At 62.7% G+C, this 24,639-nt stretch carries 22 protein-coding genes and 1 pseudogene; 11 read left to right on the forward strand and 12 right to left on the reverse strand.

Annotated features, from left to right (window positions below):
• Positions 1-22: 22 nt before the first annotated feature.
• Both ACK1VC_RS21030 and ompR read right to left on the reverse strand, forming a co-directional pair.
• A complete protein-coding gene (locus ACK1VC_RS21030; RefSeq protein WP_016484408.1) occupies positions 23-1,336 on the reverse strand; it encodes an ATP-binding protein in 1,314 nt (437 codons plus the stop codon).
• 13 nt (positions 1,337-1,349) lie between these two features.
• A complete protein-coding gene (gene ompR / locus ACK1VC_RS21035; RefSeq protein WP_016484407.1) occupies positions 1,350-2,090 on the reverse strand; it encodes an osmolarity response regulator transcription factor OmpR in 741 nt (246 codons plus the stop codon).
• 217 nt (positions 2,091-2,307) lie between these two features.
• Here ompR and ACK1VC_RS21040 point away from each other — a divergent pair, with 217 nt between their 5' ends.
• The 4 genes and pseudogenes from ACK1VC_RS21040 (at position 2,308) to ACK1VC_RS21055 (ending at position 7,378) form a co-directional block, all read left to right on the forward strand.
• Positions 2,308-4,632, forward strand: coding sequence for a Tex family protein (locus tag ACK1VC_RS21040; RefSeq protein WP_095116607.1), 2,325 nt, complete (start codon positions 2,308-2,310; stop codon positions 4,630-4,632).
• Positions 4,632-5,014: pseudogene (locus tag ACK1VC_RS21045) on the forward strand (PaaI family thioesterase). Before ACK1VC_RS21040 ends, ACK1VC_RS21045 begins: the two are co-directional and overlap by 1 nt.
• Positions 5,015-5,168: 154 nt before the next feature.
• A complete protein-coding gene (gene gshA, locus ACK1VC_RS21050) occupies positions 5,169-6,746 on the forward strand; it encodes a glutamate--cysteine ligase (protein ID WP_191087158.1) in 1,578 nt (525 codons plus the stop codon).
• Entirely contained in the window at positions 6,746-7,378 is a 633-nt protein-coding gene (locus tag ACK1VC_RS21055; RefSeq protein ID WP_016484403.1) for a TetR/AcrR family transcriptional regulator, read from the forward strand. The genes gshA and ACK1VC_RS21055 overlap by 1 nt, the downstream gene beginning before the upstream one ends.
• A gap of 125 nt (positions 7,379-7,503) precedes the next feature.
• Here the strand turns inward: ACK1VC_RS21055 and ACK1VC_RS21060 are convergent, their stop codons facing one another.
• From ACK1VC_RS21060 to ACK1VC_RS21095, 8 genes are all read right to left on the reverse strand, one after another.
• Positions 7,504-7,719 (reverse strand): TOBE domain-containing protein, encoded by a 216-nt coding sequence (locus tag ACK1VC_RS21060; RefSeq protein WP_008095172.1) that lies wholly within the window; start codon positions 7,717-7,719, stop codon positions 7,504-7,506.
• Between the two features lie 44 nt (positions 7,720-7,763).
• Positions 7,764-8,576, reverse strand: a complete 813-nt coding sequence (ssuB, locus tag ACK1VC_RS21065; RefSeq protein ID WP_019096900.1) for an aliphatic sulfonates ABC transporter ATP-binding protein — start codon at positions 8,574-8,576, stop codon at positions 7,764-7,766.
• The gene (gene ssuC / locus ACK1VC_RS21070) at positions 8,573-9,370 is read right to left on the reverse strand and encodes an aliphatic sulfonate ABC transporter permease SsuC (RefSeq protein WP_016484401.1); all 798 of its coding nucleotides are present in this window, start codon (positions 9,368-9,370) and stop codon (positions 8,573-8,575) included. Before ssuC ends, ssuB begins: the two co-directional genes overlap by 4 nt.
• A gap of 10 nt (positions 9,371-9,380) precedes the next feature.
• Positions 9,381-10,529 carry an FMNH2-dependent alkanesulfonate monooxygenase gene (gene ssuD / locus ACK1VC_RS21075; RefSeq protein ID WP_191087157.1) on the reverse strand — a complete coding sequence of 383 codons (1,149 nt, stop codon included), beginning with the start codon at positions 10,527-10,529 and terminating at the stop codon, positions 9,381-9,383.
• A 59-nt stretch (positions 10,530-10,588) separates the two neighbouring features.
• Entirely contained in the window at positions 10,589-11,554 is a 966-nt protein-coding gene (locus ACK1VC_RS21080; protein ID WP_191087156.1) for a sulfonate ABC transporter substrate-binding protein, read from the reverse strand.
• Between the two features lie 85 nt (positions 11,555-11,639).
• The gene (gene ssuE / locus ACK1VC_RS21085; RefSeq protein ID WP_016484398.1) at positions 11,640-12,233 is read right to left on the reverse strand and encodes an NADPH-dependent FMN reductase; all 594 of its coding nucleotides are present in this window, start codon (positions 12,231-12,233) and stop codon (positions 11,640-11,642) included.
• Between the two features lie 199 nt (positions 12,234-12,432).
• On the reverse strand, positions 12,433-13,071 hold the full coding sequence (locus ACK1VC_RS21090; RefSeq protein WP_016497546.1) for a peroxiredoxin: 639 nt from the start codon (positions 13,069-13,071) through the stop codon (positions 12,433-12,435).
• Positions 13,072-13,236: 165 nt separating this feature from the next.
• Positions 13,237-14,565 (reverse strand): OprD family porin, encoded by a 1,329-nt coding sequence (locus ACK1VC_RS21095; RefSeq protein WP_016484396.1) that lies wholly within the window; start codon positions 14,563-14,565, stop codon positions 13,237-13,239.
• 653 nt (positions 14,566-15,218) lie between these two features.
• On the opposite strand from ACK1VC_RS21095, the gene tauA reads away from it, so the two are divergent.
• From tauA to tauD, 4 genes are read left to right on the forward strand one after another with little or no spacing between them, the layout of a single operon-like run.
• The gene (tauA, locus tag ACK1VC_RS21100; protein ID WP_016484395.1) at positions 15,219-16,190 is read left to right on the forward strand and encodes a taurine ABC transporter substrate-binding protein; all 972 of its coding nucleotides are present in this window, start codon (positions 15,219-15,221) and stop codon (positions 16,188-16,190) included.
• Positions 16,191-16,203: 13 nt separating this feature from the next.
• Positions 16,204-16,992: a taurine ABC transporter ATP-binding subunit gene (tauB, locus tag ACK1VC_RS21105; protein ID WP_016497543.1), complete on the forward strand. Its 789-nt coding sequence runs from the start codon at positions 16,204-16,206 to the stop codon at positions 16,990-16,992.
• Entirely contained in the window at positions 16,989-17,828 is an 840-nt protein-coding gene (tauC, locus tag ACK1VC_RS21110) for a taurine ABC transporter permease TauC (RefSeq protein WP_060518078.1), read from the forward strand. The genes tauB and tauC overlap by 4 nt, the downstream gene beginning before the upstream one ends.
• 48 nt (positions 17,829-17,876) lie before the next feature.
• A complete protein-coding gene (tauD, locus tag ACK1VC_RS21115) occupies positions 17,877-18,710 on the forward strand; it encodes a taurine dioxygenase (protein WP_016484392.1) in 834 nt (277 codons plus the stop codon).
• Positions 18,711-18,828: 118 nt separating this feature from the next.
• Here tauD and betT read toward each other — a convergent pair whose 3' ends face one another.
• Entirely contained in the window at positions 18,829-20,832 is a 2,004-nt protein-coding gene (gene betT / locus ACK1VC_RS21120; protein ID WP_023047206.1) for a choline transporter BetT, read from the reverse strand.
• Between the two features lie 290 nt (positions 20,833-21,122).
• Positions 21,123-22,055: a serine O-acetyltransferase EpsC gene (gene epsC / locus ACK1VC_RS21125; RefSeq protein WP_060518080.1), complete on the reverse strand. Its 933-nt coding sequence runs from the start codon at positions 22,053-22,055 to the stop codon at positions 21,123-21,125.
• Between the two features lie 331 nt (positions 22,056-22,386).
• Between epsC and tcyJ the strand changes: the two genes are divergently transcribed.
• The 3 genes from tcyJ to tcyN are packed head-to-tail and all read left to right on the forward strand — an operon-like array spanning position 22,387 to position 24,607.
• Entirely contained in the window at positions 22,387-23,181 is a 795-nt protein-coding gene (gene tcyJ / locus ACK1VC_RS21130; RefSeq protein WP_023047209.1) for a cystine ABC transporter substrate-binding protein, read from the forward strand.
• Positions 23,178-23,846 carry a cystine ABC transporter permease gene (tcyL, locus tag ACK1VC_RS21135; RefSeq protein WP_016484387.1) on the forward strand — a complete coding sequence of 223 codons (669 nt, stop codon included), beginning with the start codon at positions 23,178-23,180 and terminating at the stop codon, positions 23,844-23,846. Before tcyJ ends, tcyL begins: the two co-directional genes overlap by 4 nt.
• A 2-nt stretch (positions 23,847-23,848) precedes the next feature.
• The gene (gene tcyN, locus ACK1VC_RS21140) at positions 23,849-24,607 is read left to right on the forward strand and encodes an L-cystine ABC transporter ATP-binding protein TcyN (RefSeq protein ID WP_016484386.1); all 759 of its coding nucleotides are present in this window, start codon (positions 23,849-23,851) and stop codon (positions 24,605-24,607) included.
• The last annotated feature ends 32 nt before the right edge of the window (positions 24,608-24,639 follow it).

Raw genomic sequence — 24,639 nt, forward strand, 5'->3', positions numbered from 1 at the left:
GGGCCGGTGCGGTCAACCAGATTCATACAGCATTACGCGGCAGCAATAGCCCCAGCGGCAACCGCACCCGCGCTTCGATCCCCCCGCCAGACCGATTACGCAGCTCCACATTCCCGCCATGCTGGGCGGCGATCCGCTTGACGATCGCCAGCCCCAGCCCGGTGCCCTTGCCGCCCCGTGCCCGATCCCCACGAATGAACGGATTGAAGATGGTCTCCAGCTCCGACTCGTCGATCCCGGTGCCACGGTCCAGCACGCTCAGCACCACGTACGGTGCGCTCTCGTCACCCGACACATAGGCCGCCACTTCGACCCCCTTGCCAGCATGGTGCAGGGCGTTGCCGATGAGGTTGCCCAACATGCGCTTGAGCGAAACGCGACGCAGCGGGAATGGAGGAATTGGCTCCAGGCACAGGCGCACACGTTCTTTCGGCTGGTTGTACGGCGCCACGACTTCACGCACCAGGTCAGCCAGGTCGACCTCTTCCACCGGCTCGTCACGGCCATCGCGGATGAAGGCCAGGAACTGATCGAGGATCGCATCCATGTCCTCGATATCGCGAACCATGTCGTCACTCAGGTCGCTGTCGCTGTTCAGCAATGACAACGACAGGCGCAGACGCGTCAACGGTGTGCGCAGGTCGTGGGAAACCCCGGCCAGCATCAGCTCGCGCTCGCGCCCGGCTTGTTCGACATCTTCGGCCATCTGGTTGAAGGCCTTGTATACCTCGGTCATCTCGCTGGGCGTGTCGCTGATCGGCAGACGCACACTGCGACCCTGGCCCAGCTGACGAGCGGCGAACACCAGGCGCTTGAGCGGCTGGTTCAACTGGCGCACGAAGATCCAGGCCGACGCGGTGGACAACAGGCCGATGGCCAGGAACCAACCCAGCACGTTCCAGATCTTCTGCCCACGCAGCGGGTGTGGGTACAGTGGCACTTTCAGCCAGCCAGGGCCCAGGCTTGGCGCATTGACCCACAACGCCGGTGGCGCATGGATGCGCAGCCGCACCTCGGTGTCTTCGCCCAGCTCCGCCTGCATCTGCCGTTGGTAGATTTCACTGTAGGGCCAGTGCTGCTCACCCTCGGGCACACCCGACCCGGTCACGCGGATGAGGCCCGCCGCTTCGGCAATCCTGTCGCGGTTTTCTTCGTCGGCAGCCCAATAGGCGCGCAAGGTCAACGCCACACCGTGGCTGTACTGACGGTCGACCAGCACGTCCTCGTTCATCAGCAGGTAGACCAGGGTCAAAGCCTTGCTGAACAGGACGACGATCAACACCAGCCACAGGGTGCGGGCGAAGAAACTCTGCGGAAACCAAAGCGGTGTTTTCATGGACGACGCAGCATCATTTGCCCGCGTTTCCGTCTGGCACGAACACGTAGCCCACGCCCCAGACGGTCTGGATGTAACGCGGCTTGGACGGGTCCGGCTCGATCATGCGGCGCAGGCGCGAAATCTGCACGTCGATGGAACGCTCCAGTGCATCCCACTCCCGACCACGGGCCAGGTTCATCAGCTTGTCGCGGGTCAGCGGCTCGCGGGCGTGCATCACCAGGGCCTTGAGCACGGCGAACTCGCCGGTGGTGAGCATGTGCACTTCGTCGCCACGCTTGAGTTCGCGGGTGGCCAGCGACAGCTCGTAATCACCGAAGGTGACCGATTCGTCCTCACTGCCAGGTGCACCTGGCACGGCAGGCGCCTGGCGGCGCAACACAGCCTTGACGCGGGCCATCAGCTCATCCGGGTTGAACGGCTTGCCCAGGTAGTCGTCAGCGCCCAGTTCCAGGCCCTTGATACGGCTCAGCTCGTCGCCCTTGGCGGTGAGCATGATGATCGGGATCTGGTTGTTCTGCTGGCGCAGGCGCTTGCACGCAGACAGGCCATCCTCGCCCGGCAGCATCAGGTCGAGCACCACCAGGTTGAACACCTCGCGCTGCAGCAGGCGGTCCATCTGCTCGGTGTTGGGCACCGCGCGGGCACGGTAGCCCTTGCTGGTGAAGAAACGTTCCAGCAGGCTGCTGAGCCCCGGATCGTCGTCGACGATGAGAATCTTGTCACCTTCAGCGGTGTTTGCGGTGCCGGTCATGAATAACTCCTCTGATATCGCCGCGCATTATGGCGTAGCCATTGCTGCACGTTGCGTGAGCATTGTTAGCAGATTTTTCCCCCGGCGCCAGTTCCAGCTGGCTGGGCGCCATCACCGCAAGCCGTTTGCGATGGGTATAATGCGCGGCTTTCATCCAGCGCCGCCGGGATAAAAGCCCACAGGCGACCCCCGTATTCACAAATGTCAGGTGGTTTACATGGACAGCATCAACAGCCGTATCGCCGAGGAACTGGGCGTACGCCCCCAGCAGGTCGAGGCGGCCGTGGGCCTGTTGGACGAAGGCTCGACCGTGCCCTTCATCGCCCGTTACCGCAAGGAAGTGACCGGTAGCCTGGACGACACCCAGCTGCGCCATCTGGAAGAGCGCCTGCGCTACCTGCGCGAACTCGACGACCGTCGCGCCAGCATCCTGTCCAGCATCGAGGAACAGGGCAAGCTGACCCCTGAACTGGCCCGCGAAATCAAGCTGGCCGACACCAAGACCCGCCTCGAAGACCTGTACCTGCCGTACAAGCAAAAGCGCCGCACCAAGGGCCAGATCGCCCTGGAAGCCGGCCTCGGCGAGCTGGCGGACGGCCTGTTCAACGATCCGGGCCTTGTGCCAGAGAGCGAAGCCGCACGCTTCGTCAACGCCGAAAAGGGCGTGGCCGACGTCAAGGCCGCGCTGGAGGGCGCCAAGTACATCCTGATGGAGCGCTTTGCCGAGGACGCCGCCCTGCTCGACAAGCTGCGCAATTTCCTCAAGCAGGAGGCCGTGCTCAGCGCCCGCGTGGTAGCCGGCAAGGAGGAAGAGGGCGCCAAGTTCCGCGACTACTTCGCCCACGACGAACTGCTGCGCAACGCACCGTCGCACCGTGCCCTGGCAATCTTCCGCGGGCGCAACGAAGGTGTGTTGAGCGCCTCGCTGAAAGTGGGCGAAGAACTGCCTGGCACCCTGCACCCGTGCGAAGTGATGATCGGCCACCACGTCGGCGTCGAAAACCGCGGCCGCCCGGCCGACAAATGGCTGGGCGAGGTGGTGCGCTGGACCTGGAAGGTCAAGCTGTACACCCACCTGGAAACCGACCTGTTCGGCGAACTGCGCGACAACGCCGAAGGCGAGGCAATCAATGTGTTCGCCCACAACCTGCACGACCTGCTGCTGGCCGCCCCGGCCGGTCCGCGCGCCACCCTGGGCTTCGACCCGGGCCTGCGCACCGGTTGCAAGATCGCCGTGGTCGACGCCACCGGCAAGCTGCTGGACTACACCACGGTGTACCCGCACGCGCCGAAGAATGACTGGGACCGCACCCTATCCATCATGGCTGCACTGTGCGCCAAGCACTCGGTGGAGCTGATCGCCATCGGCAACGGCACCGCCAGCCGCGAAAGCGACAAGCTGGTAGCAGAGCTGGTGAAAAAATACCCAGCACTGAAAATCACCAAGATCATGGTTTCCGAAGCCGGCGCTTCGGTGTACTCGGCATCGGAACTGGCCGCCCGCGAGTTCCCGGACCTGGACGTGTCAATCCGTGGCGCCGTTTCGATTGCCCGCCGCCTGCAGGACCCGCTGGCGGAGCTTGTGAAGATCGACCCGAAATCCATCGGTGTCGGCCAGTACCAGCACGACGTGTCCCAGCTGAAACTGGCGCGTGGCCTGGACGCCGTGGTCGAGGACTGCGTGAACGCCGTGGGCGTGGACGTGAACACCGCCTCGGTGGCGCTGCTGACCCGTATCTCCGGCCTTAACGCCACGCTGGCGCAGAACATCGTCGCCCATCGCGATGCCAACGGCCCGTTCGCCACCCGTGCAGCCCTGAAAAAGGTCAGCCGCCTGGGTGAAAAAACCTTCGAACAAGCCGCCGGCTTCCTGCGTGTGATGAACGGCGACAACCCGCTGGACGCCTCCGCGGTGCACCCGGAGGCCTATCCGCTGGTGCAGCGCATCGCCGCCGACACCGACCGCGACATCCGCTCGCTGATCGGCGACAGCAGCTTCCTCAAGCGCCTGGACCCGAAGAAGTTCACCGACGAGTCCTTCGGCCTGCCGACCGTCACCGATATCCTGCAAGAGCTGGACAAGCCTGGCCGCGACCCACGGCCCGAGTTCAAGACCGCCACCTTCCAGGACGGCGTCGAAGACCTCAAGGACCTCGAACCCGGCATGATCCTGGAGGGTGTGGTGACCAACGTCACCAACTTTGGCGCCTTCGTCGACATCGGCGTGCACCAGGACGGCCTGGTGCACATCTCGGCGCTGTCGGAGAAGTTCATCAAAGACCCGCGTGAAGCGGTCAAGGCCGGCGACGTGGTCAAGGTCAAGGTCATGGAAGTGGATATCCCGCGCAAGCGTGTCGGCCTGTCCATGCGCATGAGCGACACCCCAGGCGAAAAAGTCGAAGGCAACCGCGGTGGCAACCGTGGCAATGGCGGCAACCGCCAGCAGCCGGCCCAACGCCCGCGTGAAACCGCCACCGCCGCGCCGGCCAACAATGCCATGGCCTCCCTGTTCGCCAACGCCAAGCAGTTGAAGAAGAAGTGATGGACGTACCCCGCGAATACGTCGAAAGCGCCTTCAGCCAGCTGCTGGGCTGCCGCCTGCAACGCCTGGACACGGGTGTTGCAGAGGTGGCCTGCCGCTGGAGCCGCACTTGCGCAACCGTGGCCAGAAGCTGCACGGCGGGGCGATCTTCAGCCTGGTGGACATCGCCATGGGCCTGGCCTGCTCGGCCAGCCATGGCTTTGACCAGCAAAGCGTCACCATCGAGTGCAAGATCAACTACATGCGCGCCGTCAGCGATGGCGAAGTGCTGTGTACCGCCCGTGTGCTGCACGCCGGGCGGCGAACCCTGGTGGTCGACGCCGACGTAGTCCAGGGCGACAAGCTGGTGGCAAAAGCGCAAGGAACCTTCGCGGTTCTCTAGCTCACCAAGCAGTATCTGCGGTATTTTCAGCAGTGCGCTGGCACTGCTGGAACCCGCGTAAACCAGGCGACAACGCCAGTTCCTTTCTTCCTACCCTTGTAGACCGTTATCTCTACCCCCATATTGGGGCGACTGACGCGTGAAGGAATACATCTTGAGCGAACTCCTCAACCGCCGCCTGAGCCTGCTCGGCGCCAATCTTCCCCTGCTCAAGCAGTGCCTGCACGGTATTGAGCGCGAATGCCTGCGCGTGACCGATGAAGGTCGCCTGGCCCAGACCCCGCACCCGGAAGCACTGGGATCGGCGCTGACCAACGAGCAGATCACCACCGATTATTCCGAGTCGTTGCTGGAGTTCATCACCCCTGCGCTGGCCGACCCGGCCAAGGTGCTCGAAAGCCTCGAAGAGACCCACCGTTTCGTCTACAGCAAGCTGGGCGACGAATACCTGTGGAGCCCTTCGATGCCGTGCACGCTGCCGGCCGAGGAGGACATCCCGATCGCCGAGTACGGCAACTCGAACATCGGCAAGCTCAAGCACGTGTACCGCAAGGGCCTGGCCCTGCGCTACGGCCGCACCATGCAGTGCATTGCCGGCATACATTACAACTTCTCGCTGCCCGAAGCCCTGTGGCCACTGCTGCGCGAAGCCGAAGGCAGCACGCTAGACGACCGCGACTACCAGTCGTCGGCCTACATCGCGCTGATCCGCAACTTCCGCCGCTACAGCTGGCTGCTGATGTACCTGTTCGGCGCCTCGCCGGCGCTGGACAAAGGCTTCCTGCGTGGCCGCGCGCACCAGCTCGAAGAGCTGGACGCCGAAACCCTGTTCCTGCCCTATGCCACCAGCCTGCGCATGAGCGACCTGGGCTACCAGAGCAACGCCCAGGCCGGCCTCACGCCTTGCTACAACAACCTGGCCAGCTACACCGACAGCCTGCGCAAGGCCGTGGGCACGCCCTACCCGCCTTATGTTGAGGTCGGTACGCACGTGGACGGCGAATGGGTGCAGCTGAACACCAACATTCTGCAGATCGAGAACGAGTACTACTCGAACATCCGCCCCAAGCGCGTTACCTACACCGGCGAGCGGCCGATACAGGCCCTGACTTCGCGTGGCGTGCAGTACGTGGAAGTGCGTTGCCTGGACATCAACCCGTTCCTGCCGGTAGGTATCGACCTGACCGAGGCACGCTTCCTCGACGCGTTCCTGCTGTTCTGCGCCCTGGAAGACAGCCCTCAGCTGGACAACGGCGAGTGCGGCCAGTGCACCGACAACTTCCTGACCGTGGTCAAGGAAGGTCGCCGCCCGGGCCTGGAGCTGCACCGCAATGGCCAGCCGATCAGCCTGAAAGGCTGGGCCGGCGAGCTGATCGAGCGCATCCGCCAATTGGCCAACCTGCTCGACCAGGCGCAAGGCTCTGATGAGCACGCCAAGGCGCTGGATGCCCAGCAGGCCAAGGTCGACGATGCCTCGCTGACCCCGTCGGCCCAGGTGCTGGCACGCATGACCGAGCATGACGAAAGCTTCGTCCAGTTCTCGCTGCGCCAAAGCCGTGTGCACGCCGAGGCTTTCCGCGAGCAACCTCTGAGCAATGACAAGCAGCAGGCATTCGAAACGCTGGCCCGCGAATCGCTGGCCAAGCAGTCCGAGCTGGAACAAGACGAAGTCGGTGACTTCGACCTGTTCGTCGGCGCCTACCAGGCCAGCATCCTGGCAATCAGCAACTGATGAACCGCACCGCCACCCCGCGCAAGCCGCGCGCCAGCAGCCAGGCCAGGATCGAAGCGATCCTGGCGGCTGCGCGTGAGCTGCTGGCCGAACAAGGGGTGGCAGCACTTTCCATCTACAGCGTGGCTGAGCGGGCACAGATTCCGCCGTCGTCGGTGTATCACTTTTTCGCCAGCGTGCCGGCCTTGCTGGAAGCGCTGACGGCCGATGTGCACCGGGCGTTTCGCGAAGCGCTGGGCGCAGCGATCGACAGCAGCGCGTTCAGCACCTGGCACGAACTGTCACGGCTGATCGAAGAGCGCATGCTTGATATCTACAACGAGGATGCGGCGGCGCGGCAGCTGATTCTGGCGCAGCATGGCCTGAGCGAGGTGGTGCAGGCCGATCGGCAGCACGACATGGAACTGGGCGACTTGATGCACAAGTTGTTCGACCAGCATTTTCACCTGCCGGTGATGCCGCTGGATGTGGATGTGTTTGCGCTGGCCATGGAGCTGAGTGACCGGGTGTATGCGCGGTCGGTGCAGCTGCATGAGGCGATCACACCGCGCATGGCCGAAGAAGGCAAGCGGGTGTTCGAGGCGTATCTGGGGTTATACCTGCCGCCGTTTCTGGCCAAGCGTTCCAGCTGAAGTTATTGGGGCCGCGTTGCGGCCCATTCGCGGCACAAGGCCGCTCCTACAGGAGATCGCATTCCCGTGTAGGAGCGGCCTTGTGTCGCGATAGGGCTGCCAAGCAGCCCCAATATCGAGCAGCATCACAGCTTGGCGATAGACACTTCAGTCGATTTCACAAAGGCAATCACTTCGCTGCCAACCTGCAGCTCCAGCTCCTTTACCGAGCGGGTGGTGATGACCGAAGTGACGATACCCGAAGCAGTCTGCACGTCGATTTCCGACAGTACCGGGCCTTCGAGGATCTCTTTCACGGTGCCTTTGAACTGGTTGCGGACGTTGATGGCTTTGATGGTCATGATGTCATTCCTTCTCTATGGCTTCAGTCTGGTGAGTGAGTCATTCAGTGTGCCCAGCGCAGCTGCGTGGGCAGAGGGGCTACAGGATCCGGCTCGGGCGCAGTGCCCGGGGCCGACAGAACACGGTTGAGCACTTCGCTTTCCAGCGCGGCCAGGCGGTGCGAACCACGCGCGCGGGGCCGTGCCAGGTCGACGGTGAGGTCGAGCCCGACCTCGCCGTCCTCGATCAGGATCACCCGGTCAGCCACGGCTACCGCCTCGCTGACATCGTGAGTGACCAGCAGCACGGTGAAGCCGTGCTGACGCCACAGGCGTTCTATCAGTTGCTGCATCTCGATACGGGTCAATGCATCCAGCGCACCCAGCGGCTCGTCCAGCAGCAGCAGGCGTGGCTGGTGGATCAGCGCCCGCGCCAGGGCCACGCGCTGTTTTTGGCCACCCGACAGGGCTGCCGGCCATTCATTGGCGCGGTCGGCCAGGCCAACCGCCTCCAGCGCTTCCAGCGCACGTGGGCGCCAGTCACCCGACAGGCCCAGGCCAACGTTGTCGATCACCTTCTTCCACGGCAGCAAGCGTGCGTCCTGGAACATCAGGCGGGTTTCTTCGCGGGCCTCTTCCAGCGGCGCAGCGCCGGCCAGCAACTGCCCGGCCGTAGGCTGGTCGAGCCCGGCCAGCAGCCGCAGCAGGGTGCTTTTGCCGCAGCCGCTGCGGCCGACGATGGCAACGAACTGCCCCGCCGGAATGTGCAGGTCGATGCCCTTCAATACTTCGCGCTGGCCAAAGGTCTTGCGCAGGCCGTTAGAGGCCAGCGGGATGCCACGCAACAGGCGTGGCGGCTGTTCCTTGAGCACGGTCATGCGCCCTCCTTCTTGGCCACTTGATAGGCCGGGTGCCAGCGCAGCCACACACGTTCCAGGCCGCGAGCGGCGAGGTCGGCGAGTTTGCCAAGCACGGCATACAGGACGATGGCCAGTACCACCACGTCGGTCTGCAAGAACTCCCGGGCGTTCATCGCCAGGTAACCGATGCCGGCGTTCGCCGAAATGGTCTCGGCCACGATCAGGGTCAGCCACATGAAGCCCAGTGCGAAACGCACGCCCACCAGGATCGATGGCAGTGCACCCGGCAAGATCACCTGGCGGAACAGGCCGAAGCCGGACAAGCCATAGCTGCGCGCCATTTCTACCAGCGCCGGGTCGACATTGCGGATACCGTGGTAAGTGTTCAGGTAAATCGGGAACAGCGTGCCCAGCGCGACCAGGAAGATCTTTGCCGACTCGTCGATACCGAACCACAGGATCACCAGCGGGATCAGCGCCAGGTGCGGCACGTTGCGGATCATCTGCACCGAGCTGTCGAGCAGGCGTTCGCCCCAGTTCGACAGGCCAGTGATAAAGCCCAGCACCAGGCCGATGCTGCCGCCGATGGCGAAGCCCAGGCCGGCACGCCAGCCACTGATGGCCAGGTGTGTCCAGATATCGCCGCTGCGCACCAGCTCGACGCCGGCGCTGACGACAGCGCTAGGTGCCGGCAGGATGCGCGTCGACAGCCAGCCAGCGCTGACCGCCAGTTGCCAGACTGCCAGCAGCAGCACCGGCAGTGCCCACGGCGCCAGGCGCTGGGTCAGGGTGGAGGAAGTTGCACGACTCATGGCCCGGCCCTCAGCTCTGTGACACGGACTTGGGCAGGATGTCGTTGGCCACCATCTCGCCGAACGGGCTTACGTAGCCACCGGTTTTGGGTTGCTCCGGGCGCTGTACATCAAGGTGCGGGAAGAGCAGTTCGGCAACCCGATACGACTCTTCCAGGTGTGGATAACCCGAGAAGATGAAGGTATCGATCCCCAGGTCGGCATATTCCTTCACCCGCGCCGCGACAGTCGGGCCATCGCCTACCAGTGCGGTGCCGGCACCGCCACGTACCAGGCCAACGCCTGCCCACAGGTTGGGGCTGACTTCCAGGTTGTCACGGTTGCCGCCATGCAGGGCAGCCATGCGCTGCTGGCCCACCGAGTCGAAGCGCGCCAGCGAGGCCTGGGCACGGGCGATGGTGTCATCATCCAGGTGCGAAATCAGGCGGTCGGCGGCGGCCCACGCTTCTTCGTTGGTTTCGCGCACGATCACGTGCAGGCGGATACCGAAGCGTACTTCACGGCCTTGAGCAGCGGCTTTTTCGCGCACCTGGGCGATCTTTTCGGCAACGGCTGACGGTGGCTCGCCCCAGGTCAGGTACAACTCGACCTGTTCGGCGGCCAGGTCTTGGGCGGCCCCGGACGAACCGCCGAAATACAGCGGCGGGCGTGGTTGCTGAATCGGCGGGTAGAGCAGCTTGGCGCCCTTCACCTGGATGTGCTTGCCGTCGTAATCGACGTTTTCGCCTTCCAGCACCTTGCGCCAGATACGGGTGAACTCGACCGAGGCTTCGTAGCGCTCCTGGTGGTTCAGGTGCAGGCCATCACCGGCCAGCTCATCCGGGTCGCCACCAGTCACCAGGTTGAACAGCGCACGGCCATTGGACAGGCGGTCCAACGTTGCAGCCTGACGTGCTGCCACGGTCGGCGAAATGATGCCTGGGCGCAGGGCAACCAGGAATTTCAGATGCTGGGTCACAGGAATCAGCGACGCTGCCACCAGCCACGAGTCCTCGCAGGAGCGCCCGGTAGGGATCAGCACCCCACCAAAACCAAGGCGGTCGGCGGCCTGCGCGATCTGCTGCAGGTAACCGTGGTCGACCGCACGCGCGCCGTCGGAAGTGCCCAGGTACTTGCCGTCACCGTGGGTCGGGAGGAACCAGAAAATGTTAAGGCTCATTGGAGTTGTCTCCTCAAGGGTGGCTCAGCCAGGGCGGCGCCCCGGCACGGGCGAATCAATCAAGGCGCGCTAGCGACCTTGGCCGGGGGTGTCCAGATCACGTCCTTGATGCTCAGCGGCTTGGGTATGAGCTTGAGCGCCTGGAAGGTGTCGGCGATTTTCTGTTGCGCGGCCACTACCTCGGGGGTCAGCGGTGCAGCACCGTAGCCTTGGCGCTTGACCGAGGTCAGGGTGATGTCTGCGGGCAGGCCGAGCAGCGGTGCGACCTGATCGGTCACTTCCTGCGGGTTGGCCTGGGACCACTCGCCCACCGCGCGCACTTCTTCGACCAAGGTGTTGATCACCGTCGGGTGCTGGGTCGCATAGTTGCGGGTGGCCAGGTAGAACTGGTGGTTGTCGACCAGGCCCTTGCCATCACGCAGGGTGCGCGCCTGCAACTGTTGTTCGGCGGCGGCCTGGTACGGGTCCCAGATCACCCAGGCATCGACGCTGCCACGCTCGAATGCGGCGCGGGCATCGGCCGGGGGCAGGTAGACCGGCTGGATATCGCTGTACGTGAGGCCGGCGTCTTCCAGTGCACGGACCAGCAGGTAGTGCACGTTGGAGCCTTTGTTGAGGGCGACTTTCTTGCCCTTGAGTTCCTTGACCGAGTGGATTGGCGACCCCTTGGGCACCAGGATCGCCTCGCTGTGCGGCGCGGGCGGCTCGTAGGCCACGTAGAGCAGATCAGCGCCGGCGGCCTGGGCAAATACGGGTGGGGTCTCGCCGGTAACACCAAAGTCGATGGAGCCGACGTTCAACCCTTCAAGCAGCTGCGGGCCGCCGGGGAATTCGGTCCACTGCACCTGCACGCCTTGCTCGGCCAGGCGCTTCTCCAGCGTGCCCTTGGCCTTGAGCAGCACCAGGGTGCCGTATTTCTGGTAACCGATACGCAGGCTTTCGGCCTGGGCTTGGGTAATGGCGCCGAAGGACACAGCCGCCGCAAACAGGGCGACCAGACCGCGACGCAAGAAGACTGTGCGCATGGCGCTCTCCTGTGCGAATGAGGTTCGGGTTGCACCTGCTTGCCTCGTTGTCGGGCCAGTAAGGTGGTGAAGCGGGTAGTGCCGTTCAAATGCTCCAGCGGGCGCTGATCAGGCGTTCGTTCAGCACACCGGGGGCCACGGGGCGTGGCCGACGGGCCAAGGCAACGTGGAAGGTTTCAAGCGAGTCGTGCAGGCGCTCTTCCAGCGCTTGTACCAACTGCGCGGGCTTGGTGCCTTCTGCGTAAGCCACCTGGCTGTCGTCGGCGAAGATCCCTTGCAGGGTCTCTTGCGCCTTGAGTGCCGACAGCACTGGCTTCAATGCGTAATCCACCGCCAGCATGTGGGCGATGCTGCCGCCAGTGGCGATTGGCAACACGATCTTGTGGGCCAGGGCGCGTTCGGGCAGCAGGTCGAGCAAAGTTTTAAGGGCACCGGCAAACGAAGCCTTGTACACCGGGGTGGAAACGATCAGGCCATCGGCCTGGGCTACCAGCTGCTGGAAGTGCTGCACATGCGGGCTGTCGAAGCGGGCGTGCAGCAGGTCTTCGGCGGGGAAGTCACGTACCTGGAACGTCACCACCTCGACGCCACGGTCCTGTAGCCACTGGCGTGAACGCTCTAGCAGCACGCCGGAGCGTGAACGGAGACTTGGGCTACCACCGATTGAGACAACCAGCATTGCTGCGCTTCCTTGTGTTCTGTTGGAGGTGACATTAACAGCTGCTACATATATCTAGAAATCATATTTTTTCATTTGTTTATTCTATTATTGTCTTTGCTCGCGACGCGGCCCACACATTCTGCGCAGGCATAAAAAAGGGCCGTCGAAACGGCCCGAAAATCCCTGCTTGGCTAAGAGCAATGCAACGAGGAATCCATTAACGGTTTGGCTGAGGGGTCAGGCGCAGATAGGGTTTGACCGCCCGATATCCTTTGGGGAAGCGCTGCTTGATCTCTTCCTCATCTTTGAGCGAAGGCACGATCACCACCTCATCGCCGTCCTGCCAGTTACCGGGTGTGGCGACTTTGTGGTTGTCGGTCAGCTGCAGCGAGTCGATCACCCGCAGGATCTCATTGAAGTTGCGCCCGGTACTGGCCGGATAAGTGATGGTCAGGCGCACCTTTTTGTTCGGGTCGATGACGAACAGCGAGCGCACAGTCAGGGTGTCACTGGCGTTCGGGTGAATCAGGTCGTACAGGTCGGACACCTTGCGGTCGGCATCGGCAATGATCGGGAAGTTGACCACCGTGTTCTGGGTTTCGTTGATGTCCTCGATCCACTTATGGTGCGAGTCGACCGGGTCTACCGACAGGGCGATGGCCTTGACCCCGCGCTTGGCGAAGTCGTCCTTGAGTTTGGCGGTCAGGCCCAGTTCGGTGGTGCACACCGGGGTGAAGTCGGCCGGATGGGAGAACAACACCCCCCAGCTGTTGCCCAGCCACTCGTGGAAGCGAATTTTGCCTTCGCTGGAATCCTGTTCGAAATCGGGGGCGATATCGCCGAGTTTAAGGCTCATGGGCTGCGGCTCCTTGGCTGGGTTCTGTACCGTATGGGTTCAATGTGCCTGCATTCGGTTAAAAACAAAAAGAATAAATAACGATTTATTTATAACCATAATGCATACAAATTTGCAGGCACAAAAAAGCCTCGCATCACGCGAGGCTTCTTGTTCAGCTACGGCTTACAGGAAGTTGTAAGTGTAGTTGAAGATCAGACGGGTCTGATCCTGGTCAGCCAGCGAACTGGTGCCGGTGCCGCGGTACACACCGTGACGCAGGCTGGCGCCCAGGCCCTTGAAGGTGCCGTCCTGGATCACGTAGTCGATACGGGCATCACGCTCCCACTCGCTGAAGTGGCCGTTGCCGTTGGCATTTTTACCGTCTTCACCTTTCAGGTAGGCAACCGATGCTTTCAGGCCCGGCACGCCCAGGCGAGCGAAGTCGTAGGCGTACTGACCGAAGGTGGTGTTTTCACCGGCCTTGGCGAACTGGTTGATCATGCTGTCAGTGAACAGGTAGAAGCTGGAACCGCCGGCGCCTTCGTTGCGGCCATTACCATCTACCACGCTGCCCTGGTTCAGCCAGACGAAGCCACCGTCGTCATTGACGCGCTGATGGCCGAGCATCAGCGAGTGGCCACCCAGGGTGTAGGTGAACATCGCGGACCAGGTCTTGTTGTCGACCTCGCCAGTGTTCTTGGCATAGCCACCGTTGTTGTTGAAGCGGTAGCCGGCCTCGCCGTTCTTGCCGTCGCTGCTGCTGTCGAAGTAGCGCAGGTCGGTCTTGAACGACTGGTCGTCAGCGATCTTGAACACGTGAGTCGCGCCCAGGAAGTGCTGCTTGTAGAAGTCTTCCAGGTTCGAGTAGTAGTACTGCAGGGTCAGGTCTGGCGTGAGCTTGTAGTCCAGGCCGCCGTAACGGAACTTGTTGCTGTCCTGGGTAGCACCCGCTACCGACAGGCCGGTACGGTTGCTCGAAGCACGGCCCATGGCGTGGGTCAGCTGACCGGCGTTAATGGTCAGGTTGTCGATTTCCTTCGACTGGATGGTGCCACCCTCGAAGGTTTGCGGCAGCAGACGGCCATCGTTGGAGACCAGGATCGGCAGGTTCGGCGCCAGGGCGCTACCGTAGTGAACTTCGGTCTTCGAGAAGCGTGCCTTGGCGTTACCACCCACACGGGCCCACTGGCTTACAGCCGAACCGTCGGTGTCGCTTGGGAAGAAGGAGCTGTTGTCAGGGTGCTTGCCGCGGCCACCATCCAGGTGAATACCCCACAGGGCCTGGACGTCCACACCGAAACCAACGGTGCCTTCAGTGAAACCGGACAGGTAGTCGAGCTTGAAGCCCTGACCCGATTCACGGTTGTCAGCGCCACCGTCACGGTTGTCGTTGTTGAAGTACATGGTGCGCGAGCTAAGCGACAGTTTGCTGTCTTCGACGAAACCGGCAGCGCCTGCTTGTTGGGCGAGAACCCCCAGTGCCACGGCCAGGGCCAGGCTGGACTTGTACATGTTTTGCTCCTCTACGTTCTAATTTTTGTGTATCTCTGGCGGAGGGATCTGCTGCCCCTTCTCACCGTGGATTGGCGATTTAGTCCCAAAGCGTGACCACTAAGTCAATCGTTTCTAAACGTTTCGCGACTTTGGTCTAAGACGCCAGCTGCGCTACAGGATAATGACAATCCTATAAATCCAAAATGACCGTTTTATGAATTGGTAAGATTTTTACGGAATATGGTTGGAACCTTTACTGCCAAACGTTGTAGCCGCCTCGCCATTGATAACCATAAGTTATTTGCAAACGTTTGCTCATAACCTAATACCGTATCGTTCTATAGGGACGACAAAGCCTAGCAGCCCGCTCTGATTTCGCCACTGGGCAGGTTGCCCCACAGAAGCGGCGGCCTTTTACGGTCTTTGTGGGAGCGGCCTTGTGTCGCGATGGGGCGCGAAGCGGCCCCAGGTTTTCAGCTTCGCCGCATGAAGTGCCGGGGTCGCGTTGCGGCCCATCGCGACACAAGGCCGCTCCCACAAAGACCGCACTCCCCTTGGGCTTAAAGCATTTGGCTCCTAAGCTAATGCAAAAAAGTTATTTATTTAGAAATTCTTAGATCATTTAGTCTTCTCGCCATCCAACACCCTGATTGCCTGACGAGAGGTCCACCATGATCCCGCACGCTCCGCTGCGCCTGTTCGCTGCCCTGACCCTTGCCAGCACCAGCTGGTTTGCTCAGGCCGCCGACCTGACCGTGGCCTATCAGACCACCGTCGACCCGGCCAAAGTGGCCCAGGTCGATGGCGACTACGAAAAAGCCAGCAAGGCCAGCATCGACTGGCGCAAATTCGATAACGGCGCAGACGTGATCACTGCGGTGGCCAGCGGCGACGTGCAGATCGGCTACCTGGGCTCCAGCCCGCTGGCCGCTGCCGCCACCCGCAAACTGCCGGTCGAAACCTTCCTCATCGCCACCCAGATTGGTGCCGGTGAAGCGTTGGTCGCCCGCGACAGCATCAAGACGCCACAAGACCTGATCGGCAAGAAGGTCGCCGTGCCGTTCGTTTCCACCGGCCACTACAGCCTGCTGGCCGCCCTGAAAAGCTGGAACATCGACCCCTCCAAGGTCCAGATCCTCAACCTGGCGCCGCCGGCCATCATTGCCGCCTGGAAACGTGGTGACATCGACGCCACCTACGTCTGGGACCCAGCCTTGGGCGTGGCCAAGGAAAATGGCAAGGTGCTGATCACCTCTGGCGAACTGGCCCAGAAAGGCGCACCTACTTTCGATGCCTGGATTGTGCGCAAAGACTTCGCCGAGAAGCACCCCGAGGTGGTCAAAGCGTTTGCCAAAGTCACCCTCGATGCCTACGCCGACTACCGCAAGGACCCGAAAGCCTGGCTGGCCGACAAGGGCAACGTAGACAAGCTGGTGAAGCTGTCCGGCGCCAAGGCCAGCGACATCCCGGTGCTGCTGGAGGGCAACGTCTACCCACTGGCCGCAGACCAGGCCAACGCCCTGGGCGCGCCGACCACCCAGGCACTGACCGACACGGCCAACTTCCTCAAGCAGCAAGGCAAGGTCGACGCCGTACTGCCGGACTACTCGCCGTACGTCAGCGCCAAGTTCCTTCCAAACTGATCCGGAGCCCGTCATGGCCTTGCTCGAGCTGGAGCGCATCAGCGCACAGTACCCTGGCGCCAGCACCCCGGTGCTGGCCGACATCAACCTGAGCCTGGGGCCACGCCAGCTGCTGGTGGCCCTGGGGCCTTCCGGCAGCGGCAAGACCTCACTGCTCAACCTGATCGCCGGCTTTGTCGCCCCCAGCGGCGGGCGCATCACCCTCGACGGCGTACCGGTGCAAGGCCCTGGTGCCGAGCGCGGCGTGGTGTTCCAGGATGATGCCCTGCTGCCATGGCAGAACGTGCTGGGCAATGTCGCCTTCGGCCTCGAACTGGCCGGCGTGCCCCGCGCCCAGCGTGAGGCCAAGGCCCGGGAAATGCTCGCCCTCGTCGACCTTGATGGCTTCGGTGAGCGGCGCATCTGGCAATTGTCCGGTGGGCAGAAGCAGCGCGTTGGCCTGGCCCGCGCGCTGGCGGCCGACCCACGGGTATTGCTGATGGATGAACCGTTCGGCGCCCTCGACGCGTTCACCCGCGAGCAGATGCAGGAACTGCTGCTGCAGGTGTGGCAGCGCACCGCCAAGCCGGTGTTCCTGATTACCCACGACATCGAAGAAGCGGTGTTCCTCGCCAGCGAGCTGGTACTGCTGGCGCCCAACCCGGGGCGCGTGGTGGAACGCCTGCAACTGGACTTCGGCCAGCGCTATGCCGCTGGCGAATCGGCCCGGGCCATCAAGTCCGACCCCGCCTTTATCGAAACCCGCGAGCATGTACTGGCGCGGGTGTTCTCCCAACGCCAAAGCCTGCAGGAGCGCGCATGAGCAGCCTGGACCTGCCGGTCGCCGGCAAACACACCGCACAAACCCGGCCCGCCGCCAAGCTGCGCCGACCACTGTCCACTCGCTGGATCAGCACCCTGACCTTGGCCAGCCTGCTGCTGGTCTGGTGGCTGGTGACGGCCGCCGGCTGGATCGAGCCCCTGTTCCTGCCCTCGCCCGGCGACATCCTGGCCAGGGCGTGGACCCTGCTGACCCAAGGCTACATGGACGCCAGCCTGTGGCAGCACCTGGGCGCAAGCCTGGGCCGTATCGGCCTGGCGCTGGTGGCGGCGACCCTTACCGCGATCCCGGTCGGCATCGCCATCGGCTACAACCGCGTGGCCCGTGGCATCCTCGACCCGCTGATCGAGTTCTACCGGCCCATCCCGCCGCTGGCCTACCTGCCGTTGATCGTCATCTGGTGCGGTATCGGCGAGCTGTCGAAGGTGCTGCTGATCTACCTGGCGATCTTCGCCCCGATCGCCATTGCCACCGCCACCGGTGTGCGCACGGTCGACCCGGCCAAGCTGCGGGCGGCGCAGTCGCTGGGCGCGACCAAGGCCCAACTGATCCGCCATGTGATCCTGCCCAGTGCGCTGCCCGACATCCTCACCGGCATCCGCATCGGCCTGGGGGTCGGCTGGTCGACACTGGTAGCCGCCGAGCTGATTGCCGCCACCAGCGGCCTGGGCTTCATGGTCCAGTCGGCGGCGCAGTTCCTGGTCACCGATGTGGTGGTGCTGGGCATTTTGCTGATCGCCCTGATCGCCTTCGCCCTGGAAATGAGCCTGCGGGCCCTGCAACGCAAACTGGTGCCCTGGCACGGGCAGAGCCACTGATTGCCGACTGACCACGCCGGCAACCCGGCGCCTAGAACGAGAAAAAACATGAGCCTGACCGTTACCCCTCTCAGCCCGGCCCTCGGTGCCCAGATCAGCGGCGTGGACATCAGCCGCGATATCACTGCAGAAGAGCGCGACGCCATCGAGCAGGCGCTGCTCAAGCATCAGGTGCTGTTCTTCCGCGACCAGCCGATCAACCCGGAGCAGCAGGCGCGCTTTGCCGCCCGCTTCGGCGACCTGCACATTCACCCGATCTACCCCAACGTACCGGAAACCCCGCAGGTGCTTGTGCTCGACACGGCAGTCACCGATGTACGCGACAACGCCGTGTGGCACACCGACGTGACCTTTTTGCCGACCCCGGCACTGGGCGCGGTGCTCAGCGCCAAGCAGCTGCCCGCTTACGGTGGCGATACCCTGTGGGCCAGCGGCATTGCGGCCTTCGAAGCCTTGTCGGCGCCGCTGCGTGAAATGCTTGATGGGCTGACCGCCACCCACGACTTCACCAAGTCGTTTCCGCTGGAGCGCTTTGGTACCACGCCGGAAGACCTGGCGCGCTGGGAGGCCACACGGCGTAACAACCCCCCGCTGTCGCACCCGGTAGTGCGCACACATCCGGTGAGCGGGCGCCAGGCGTTGTTCGTCAATGAAGGGTTCACTACACGCATCAATGAACTGAGCGAACTGGAGAGCGATGCGCTGCTGAGGCTGCTGTTCGCCCATGCGACGCGACCGGAGTTCAGCATTCGCTGGCGTTGGCAGGAAAATGATGTAGCGTTCTGGGACAACCGCGTGACCCAGCATTTTGCGGTGGATGATTACCGGCCGAACCGGCGGGTGATGCACCGGGCGACCATCCTGGGGGATGCACCTTTCTGACAGATTTTCGGAGGCCTTTGGCCTCCATTCGCAGCACAAGGCTGCTCCTGCAAGGGATCGCGTACCCTTGTAGGAGCAGCCTTGTGCTGCGAATGGGCCGCAAAGCGGCCCCGGCGATCTAACGGACCAGATGCAGGTACTGCATGTGCCGCTCGTACTGGTCGAGGATGTCGTTGATGATCTGCTCTTTGCTGTAGCCCACCAGGTCATAATTCTGGCTGCCTTCGCTCAAGTGCACCTCCGCACGGTAATAGCGGCGGTTCTTCAACTCCTGCGCACCCAACCCACCCAGGGCGAACGATGGCGTGAAATAGCCACGCATCTGCACCTGGTAAATGAACGGCTGCTCCTCGCCATGGCCAATTTTCAGGCTGACGTTGTCATGGCTCGGGTCATCCTGGGTGATCAGCACCAGGCCCTTCTGCTCGAACACTTCACGCACATCGGCAATCGCCGGGCGCACCACGTCGTCCATGAAGCGGTACACCTCATCACGCGACGGGAAGTGCACCGCCTGGCTCAGGCGCTGGCGCCAGCCGCCACGGCCGCGACGTGACTGGGCGAACGGGGCCAGCGAGTGCATCTGCGCGATCTGCCGTTGCGACTCCAGGTAGAACGCCTTGTGCAGCCCCCACATCATGCACAGCAGGATCAGCGAGAACGGCAACGAGGTCAGTACCACCGCCGACTTCAGCGAATCGATGCTGCCCGCGAAGAGCAGTGCGCTGGTAATCAGTGCAGTCATGGCGCCCCAGAAGATACGCAGCCAGTTCGGGCCGTCCTCATCTGCATCGCCACCCTTGGCCGACAAGGTCGACAGCACCACGGTGCCTGAGTCGGCCGACGTCACGAAGAACACGAAGCTGATGAACACCGTGGTGGCGATCACCGCCTTGCTCCACGGGTAGGTTTCCAGCAGCAGGTAAAGGCTCATCGACGGGTTATCCAGTGCCGACTGGCCCAGCGCGGTCATGCCGTGATTGATGACCTGGTCCAGGGCGCTGTTACCGAAGATCGACATCCACGCCAGGGTAAAGCCCAGCGGAATCAGCAGCACGCCGAAGACAAACTCGCGAATGGTGCGGCCGCGGGAAATGCGCGCGATGAACAGGCCCACGAACGGTGCCCAGGCAATCCACCAGGCCCAGTAGAACACCGTCCAGCCGCCCAGCCAGTCGCGGTTTTCACCGTAGGCATACACGTCGAAGCTTTTGCGTGGCAACGCGCCCAGGTAATCGCCAAGGTTCTGGATCAGCGTGTTGAACAGGTGCTGTGTAGGCCCGGCAAACAATACGAACAACAGCAGCGCGCAGGCGAGGAACAGGTTGATGTCGCTCATCACCCGCACCCCCTTCTCTACCCCGGCGACGGCCACGGCCACCGCCGCGCCCATCATCAGGGTGATGAGGATCACCTGCACCCACTGGCTGTGGCTGATGCCGAACAGGTAGTCCAGACCGGCGTTCAAATGCAGCACGCCAAAGCCCATGTCGGCACCCAGGCCGAACACCGTGGCGATGATGCCGAAGCCATCCACTGCGTAGCCGATCGGCCCGTTGATGCGCTTGCCAATCAGCGGGTACAGCGCCGAACGTAATGCCAGCGGCAGGTTGTGGCGGTAGGCGAAGTAGGCCAGCGCCATGCCGACGAAGGCGAATACGCCCCAGCCATGCAGGCCCCAGTGCAGGAACAGGATCTGCATCGCCTGGCGCCCGGCCTCGGCCGTGCCCGCTTCGCCCTGGGGCGGCTGCAACATGTGCGTCAGCGGCTCGGAGACACAGAAGAAGAACAGGGTAATGCTGATACCGGCGGCAAACAGCATGCCGGCCCATGAGAGGTAACTGAACTCGGGTTCGTCGTGGTCGGCACCGAGCTTGATCTTGCCATAGCCGGACAAGGCGGTGACCACCACGAAGACCAGGTACAGCGTCATGGCCAACATGTAATACCAGCCGACCGTATTGGCCGCCCAGTTCTGCGCCGCCAGCAGCCAGTCGCCTGCGGCTTGCGGGTTGGAGATGACCACCAGGCCAAAGATGAGGATAAAACTTGCCGCAAAGTAGAACACCGGGGGGTTCATGCGGATTTTGCCATTGGCAGCGGAAGTGTTCGGTGCACTCATCGGGCGTGCACCTCGTCGAATGACGTGAGGTTCGAAATGAACGGGTTCAGCAAAGGAATCCTCCTGTTGAACACCGGCAGCGGACCAGCGTTTTTCATTGAACAAGCGTTCAAGTTAAACATGGATCGGTTTTCAATGCGAATTGGGGCGCTGATTGGTGTTGTCCTGTACCGGCCCTTTCGCGGGTAAACCCGCTCCCACAGGTACTGCACAAGCCTCAAACCCTGTGCGGTACCTGTGGGAGCGGGTTTACCCGCGAAAGGGCCGGTACAGGCTAAGCAAATGCTAGATCAATTCTTGTCCTGGCAATCCAGCTGCAGGTTGGCCTGGGTGATGTTGCTTTCAGCAGGCACACTGCGGGTCAGCCACACGTTACCGCCAATGGTCGAACCCTTGCCGATGGTAATACGCCCCAGCACCGTGGCCCCGGCGTAGATCACCACATCGTCCTCGACAATCGGATGGCGCGGCAGGCCTTTGTGCAGGGTGCCGGACTCATCGCTGGGGAAGCGTTTGGCGCCCAGGGTCACCGCCTGGTAGATACGCACGCGCTCGCCGATGATCGCGGTTTCACCAATGACCACCCCGGTACCGTGGTCGATGAAGAAGCTCGGGCCGATCTGTGCGCCCGGGTGAATATCGATACCGGTGGCCGAATGCGCCAGCTCCGAACTGATCCGTGCCAGCAGTGGCAGGCCGGCCCGGTACAGGTGGTGCGCCAGGCGGTGGTGGATGATCGCCAGGATACCCGGGTAGCACAGCAGCACTTCATCGACGCTGCGCGCGGCGGGGTCGCCGTGGTAGGCGGCCAGCACGTCGGTGTCGAGCAGCACCCGCAACTCCGGCAGCGCGGCGGCAAAGCCCTGGATGAGGCTCAATGCCTGGGCATCGACGCTGGCCAGCTCAGCCTTGCTTTGCCGGGCGGCATAGCGCAACTCCAGGCGCGCCTGGGTCAGCAATGCAGTCAGCGCGGCATCCAGGGTATGGCCAACGTAGAAGTCTTCGCTCTCTTCGCGCAGGTCCACAGGCCCAAGGCGCATGGGGAACAACGCGCCGCACAGTTGCTCCAGGATCTGCCGCATTGCTTCGCGCGACGGCAACTCACGCCCGCCCTGTTCGCCAATGCTACGGCCATTGCGGGTGCGCCATTGCTCACGGGCGCCACGCAGGCCAGTGACAATGCTGTGCAACTGCCAGTGCGCGGATGAAGGTTGTTCGCTCACGGTTTTCTCCTGCCTGAGTCGGCCAAACTATTTTTATCGGCAGGCCAGGCCCTTTCGCGGGTTTACCCGCGAAGAGGCCCACCCTGCTTACATACAGCCCACTCTACGGCAAATCCGTCCCTTGGAAAAAACAACGCTTTATTCCATCCTGCGCTAAGTCAGGCATAAGCCGCGATGACGTAGCGAGCATCCTCGCCTACCCTCAAAGCAGCCAGCACCTGGCACAAACCAAAAAGGGAATAACAAAATAATTTTTTAGTATTTCCTGGCCTAAAAAGCCAACCCTATAGTCGCCACCTCACTACTTACACAACAAGCGCGGGGCTCTGACATGTCGAAATTCGCCAAACCGCTACTCAACGCCAGCCTGGCCATCCTGCTGGGTGCCGGTCTGCTCAGCCAGGCGTTCGCCGGCGAGCAGTTGAAGACCATCCAGGAAAAAGGCGTGATCAACGTCGGCCTCGAGGGCACCTACCCACCGTTCAGCTTCCAGGACGAGAACGGCAAGCTGGCGGGCTTCGAAGTGGAGCTTTCGGAACTGCTGGCCAAGGAGCTGGGGGTCAAGGCCAAGATCCAGCCGACCAAGTGGGATGGCATCCTTGCCGCGCTGGAATCCAAGCGCCTGGACGTGGTGGTCAATCAGGTGACCATCTCCGAGGAGCGCAAGAAGAAATACGATTTCTCTGAGCCCTATACCGTTTCGGGCATCCAGGCCCTGATCCTGAAGAAGAAAGCCGCGGACCTGAACATCAAGACCGCGCAAGACCTGGCCGGCAAAAAAGTCGGCGTGGGCCTGGGCACCAACTACGAACAGTGGGTCAAGCAAGACGTCCCGAAAGCCGAAGTGCGCACCTATGAAGACGACCCGAGCAAGTTCGCCGACCTGCGCAACGGCCGTATCGATGCCATCCTGATCGACCGCCTGGCCGCGCTGGAATACGCGCAAAAAGCCAAAGACACCGAACTGGCCGGCGATGCCTTCTCGCGCCTGGAAAGCGGCGTGGCGCTGCGTAAGGGCGAGCCTGAACTGCTGGCGGCCATCAACAAGGCCATCGACAAGCTAAAGGCTGACGGCAGACTGGCCAAGCTGTCCGAAAAATACTTCGGTGCCGATGTCACCAAATGATTGCTGAAAGCCTGCAACTCGTTGTCGACTCCGCGCCCTTCCTGCTGAAGGGCGCGGGTTATACAGTGCTGCTCAGTGTCGGCGGCATGTTCTTCGGCCTGCTGCTGGGCTTTGCCCTGGCGCTGATGCGGCTGTCGAAGCTCTTGCCGCTGAACTGGCTGGCGCGGATCTACGTGTCGTTCTTCCGCGGCACGCCGCTGCTGGTGCAGTTGTTCGTGATCTATTTCGGCATGCCGCAGATCGGCATCGAACTCGATCCCATCCCGGCTTCGCTGATCGGCCTGTCGCTGAACATGGCGGCCTACATTTGCGAGATCCTGCGCGCTGCAATCTCCTCGATCGACCGTGGCCAGTGGGAAGCCGCCGCCAGTATCGGCATGACCCGCGTCCAGGCCATGCGCCGGGCGATCCTGCCACAAGCCTTGCGTACCGCCCTGCCCCCGCTGGGCAACAGCTTCATTTCACTGGTCAAGGACACTGCGCTGGCCGCGACCATCCAGGTGCCAGAGCTGTTCCGCCAGGCGCAGCTGATTACCGCACGCACCTTCGAAGTGTTCACCATGTACGTGGCGGTCGCGGTCATCTACTGGGTGCTGTGCAGCATCCTCGCGCACTTCCAGAACCGCATGGAAGCGCGGGTCAACCAGCATGACCAGGAGCAATGAGCATGATTGAAGTCAAAGGCCTGACCAAGCAGTTCAAGGGCCAGACCGTGCTCAACGGCATCGACCTGACCGTGCAGCCCGGCGAAGTGGTGGCCATCATCGGCCCCAGCGGCTCGGGCAAGACCACCTTCCTGCGCTGCCTGAACCTGCTGGAAACCCCCGACGCCGGGCAGATCAAGATAGGCGCCATCAGCATCGATGCCAACCGCCCGCTGGGTGGCCAGCAAAGTGCGATACGCCGCTTGCGCCAGCAGGCCGGGTTCGTATTCCAGAACTTCAACCTGTTCCCCCACCGTACCGCCCTGGAGAACGTGATCGAGGGGCCGGTGATCGTCAAGAAGACGCCCCGCGAGCAAGCCATCGAACTGGGCCGGCGCCTGCTGGCCAAGGTCGGTCTGGCAGGCAAGGAAGACGCCTACCCACGGCGCCTGTCGGGCGGGCAGCAGCAACGGGTGGCCATCGCCCGCGCCCTGGCCATGGAGCCGGAGGTGATCCTGTTCGACGAACCCACCTCGGCACTGGACCCGGAGCTGGTGGGTGAAGTGCTGGCGACCATCCGCGGCCTGGCCGAGGAGAAACGCACCATGATCATTGTCACCCACGAGATGAGCTTTGCCCGGGACGTAGCGAACCGGGTGATCTTCTTCGACAAGGGCGTGATCGTGGAACAGGGCGAGGCCAAGGCACTGTTTGCGGCGCCGAAGGAAGAGCGTACCCGCCAGTTCCTGCGCAAGTTCCTCGGCACTGCCGCCTCCGAGTAAACCTGTTCCGGCCTCTTCGCGGGCACGCCCGC

Source organism: Pseudomonas sp. XP2 (assembly GCF_053557975.1).

What these genes read in the sequence shown, in the direction of transcription:
- tcyJ (WP_023047209.1), top strand. Translation starts at nt 22,387, where the DNA reads ATGTCGAAATTCGCCAAACCGCTACTCAACGCCAGCCTGGCCATCCTG.
- ssuE (WP_016484398.1), bottom strand. Translation starts at nt 12,233, where the DNA reads ATGCTGGTTGTCTCAATCGGTGGTAGCCCAAGTCTCCGTTCACGCTCC.
- ssuC (WP_016484401.1), bottom strand. Translation starts at nt 9,370, where the DNA reads ATGAGTCGTGCAACTTCCTCCACCCTGACCCAGCGCCTGGCGCCGTGG.
- ompR (WP_016484407.1), bottom strand. Translation starts at nt 2,090, where the DNA reads ATGACCGGCACCGCAAACACCGCTGAAGGTGACAAGATTCTCATCGTC.
- tauA (WP_016484395.1), top strand. Translation starts at nt 15,219, where the DNA reads ATGATCCCGCACGCTCCGCTGCGCCTGTTCGCTGCCCTGACCCTTGCC.
- tauB (WP_016497543.1), top strand. Translation starts at nt 16,204, where the DNA reads ATGGCCTTGCTCGAGCTGGAGCGCATCAGCGCACAGTACCCTGGCGCC.
- tcyN (WP_016484386.1), top strand. Translation starts at nt 23,849, where the DNA reads ATGATTGAAGTCAAAGGCCTGACCAAGCAGTTCAAGGGCCAGACCGTG.
- tauD (WP_016484392.1), top strand. Translation starts at nt 17,877, where the DNA reads ATGAGCCTGACCGTTACCCCTCTCAGCCCGGCCCTCGGTGCCCAGATC.
- betT (WP_023047206.1), bottom strand. Translation starts at nt 20,832, where the DNA reads ATGAGTGCACCGAACACTTCCGCTGCCAATGGCAAAATCCGCATGAAC.
- ACK1VC_RS21080 (WP_191087156.1), bottom strand. Translation starts at nt 11,554, where the DNA reads ATGCGCACAGTCTTCTTGCGTCGCGGTCTGGTCGCCCTGTTTGCGGCG.
- ACK1VC_RS21090 (WP_016497546.1), bottom strand. Translation starts at nt 13,071, where the DNA reads ATGAGCCTTAAACTCGGCGATATCGCCCCCGATTTCGAACAGGATTCC.
- ACK1VC_RS21060 (WP_008095172.1), bottom strand. Translation starts at nt 7,719, where the DNA reads ATGACCATCAAAGCCATCAACGTCCGCAACCAGTTCAAAGGCACCGTG.
- ACK1VC_RS21040 (WP_095116607.1), top strand. Translation starts at nt 2,308, where the DNA reads ATGGACAGCATCAACAGCCGTATCGCCGAGGAACTGGGCGTACGCCCC.
- tcyL (WP_016484387.1), top strand. Translation starts at nt 23,178, where the DNA reads ATGATTGCTGAAAGCCTGCAACTCGTTGTCGACTCCGCGCCCTTCCTG.
- ssuD (WP_191087157.1), bottom strand. Translation starts at nt 10,529, where the DNA reads ATGAGCCTTAACATTTTCTGGTTCCTCCCGACCCACGGTGACGGCAAG.
- ACK1VC_RS21055 (WP_016484403.1), top strand. Translation starts at nt 6,746, where the DNA reads ATGAACCGCACCGCCACCCCGCGCAAGCCGCGCGCCAGCAGCCAGGCC.
- ACK1VC_RS21095 (WP_016484396.1), bottom strand. Translation starts at nt 14,565, where the DNA reads ATGTACAAGTCCAGCCTGGCCCTGGCCGTGGCACTGGGGGTTCTCGCC.
- ssuB (WP_019096900.1), bottom strand. Translation starts at nt 8,576, where the DNA reads ATGACCGTGCTCAAGGAACAGCCGCCACGCCTGTTGCGTGGCATCCCG.
- ACK1VC_RS21030 (WP_016484408.1), bottom strand. Translation starts at nt 1,336, where the DNA reads ATGAAAACACCGCTTTGGTTTCCGCAGAGTTTCTTCGCCCGCACCCTG.
- tauC (WP_060518078.1), top strand. Translation starts at nt 16,989, where the DNA reads ATGAGCAGCCTGGACCTGCCGGTCGCCGGCAAACACACCGCACAAACC.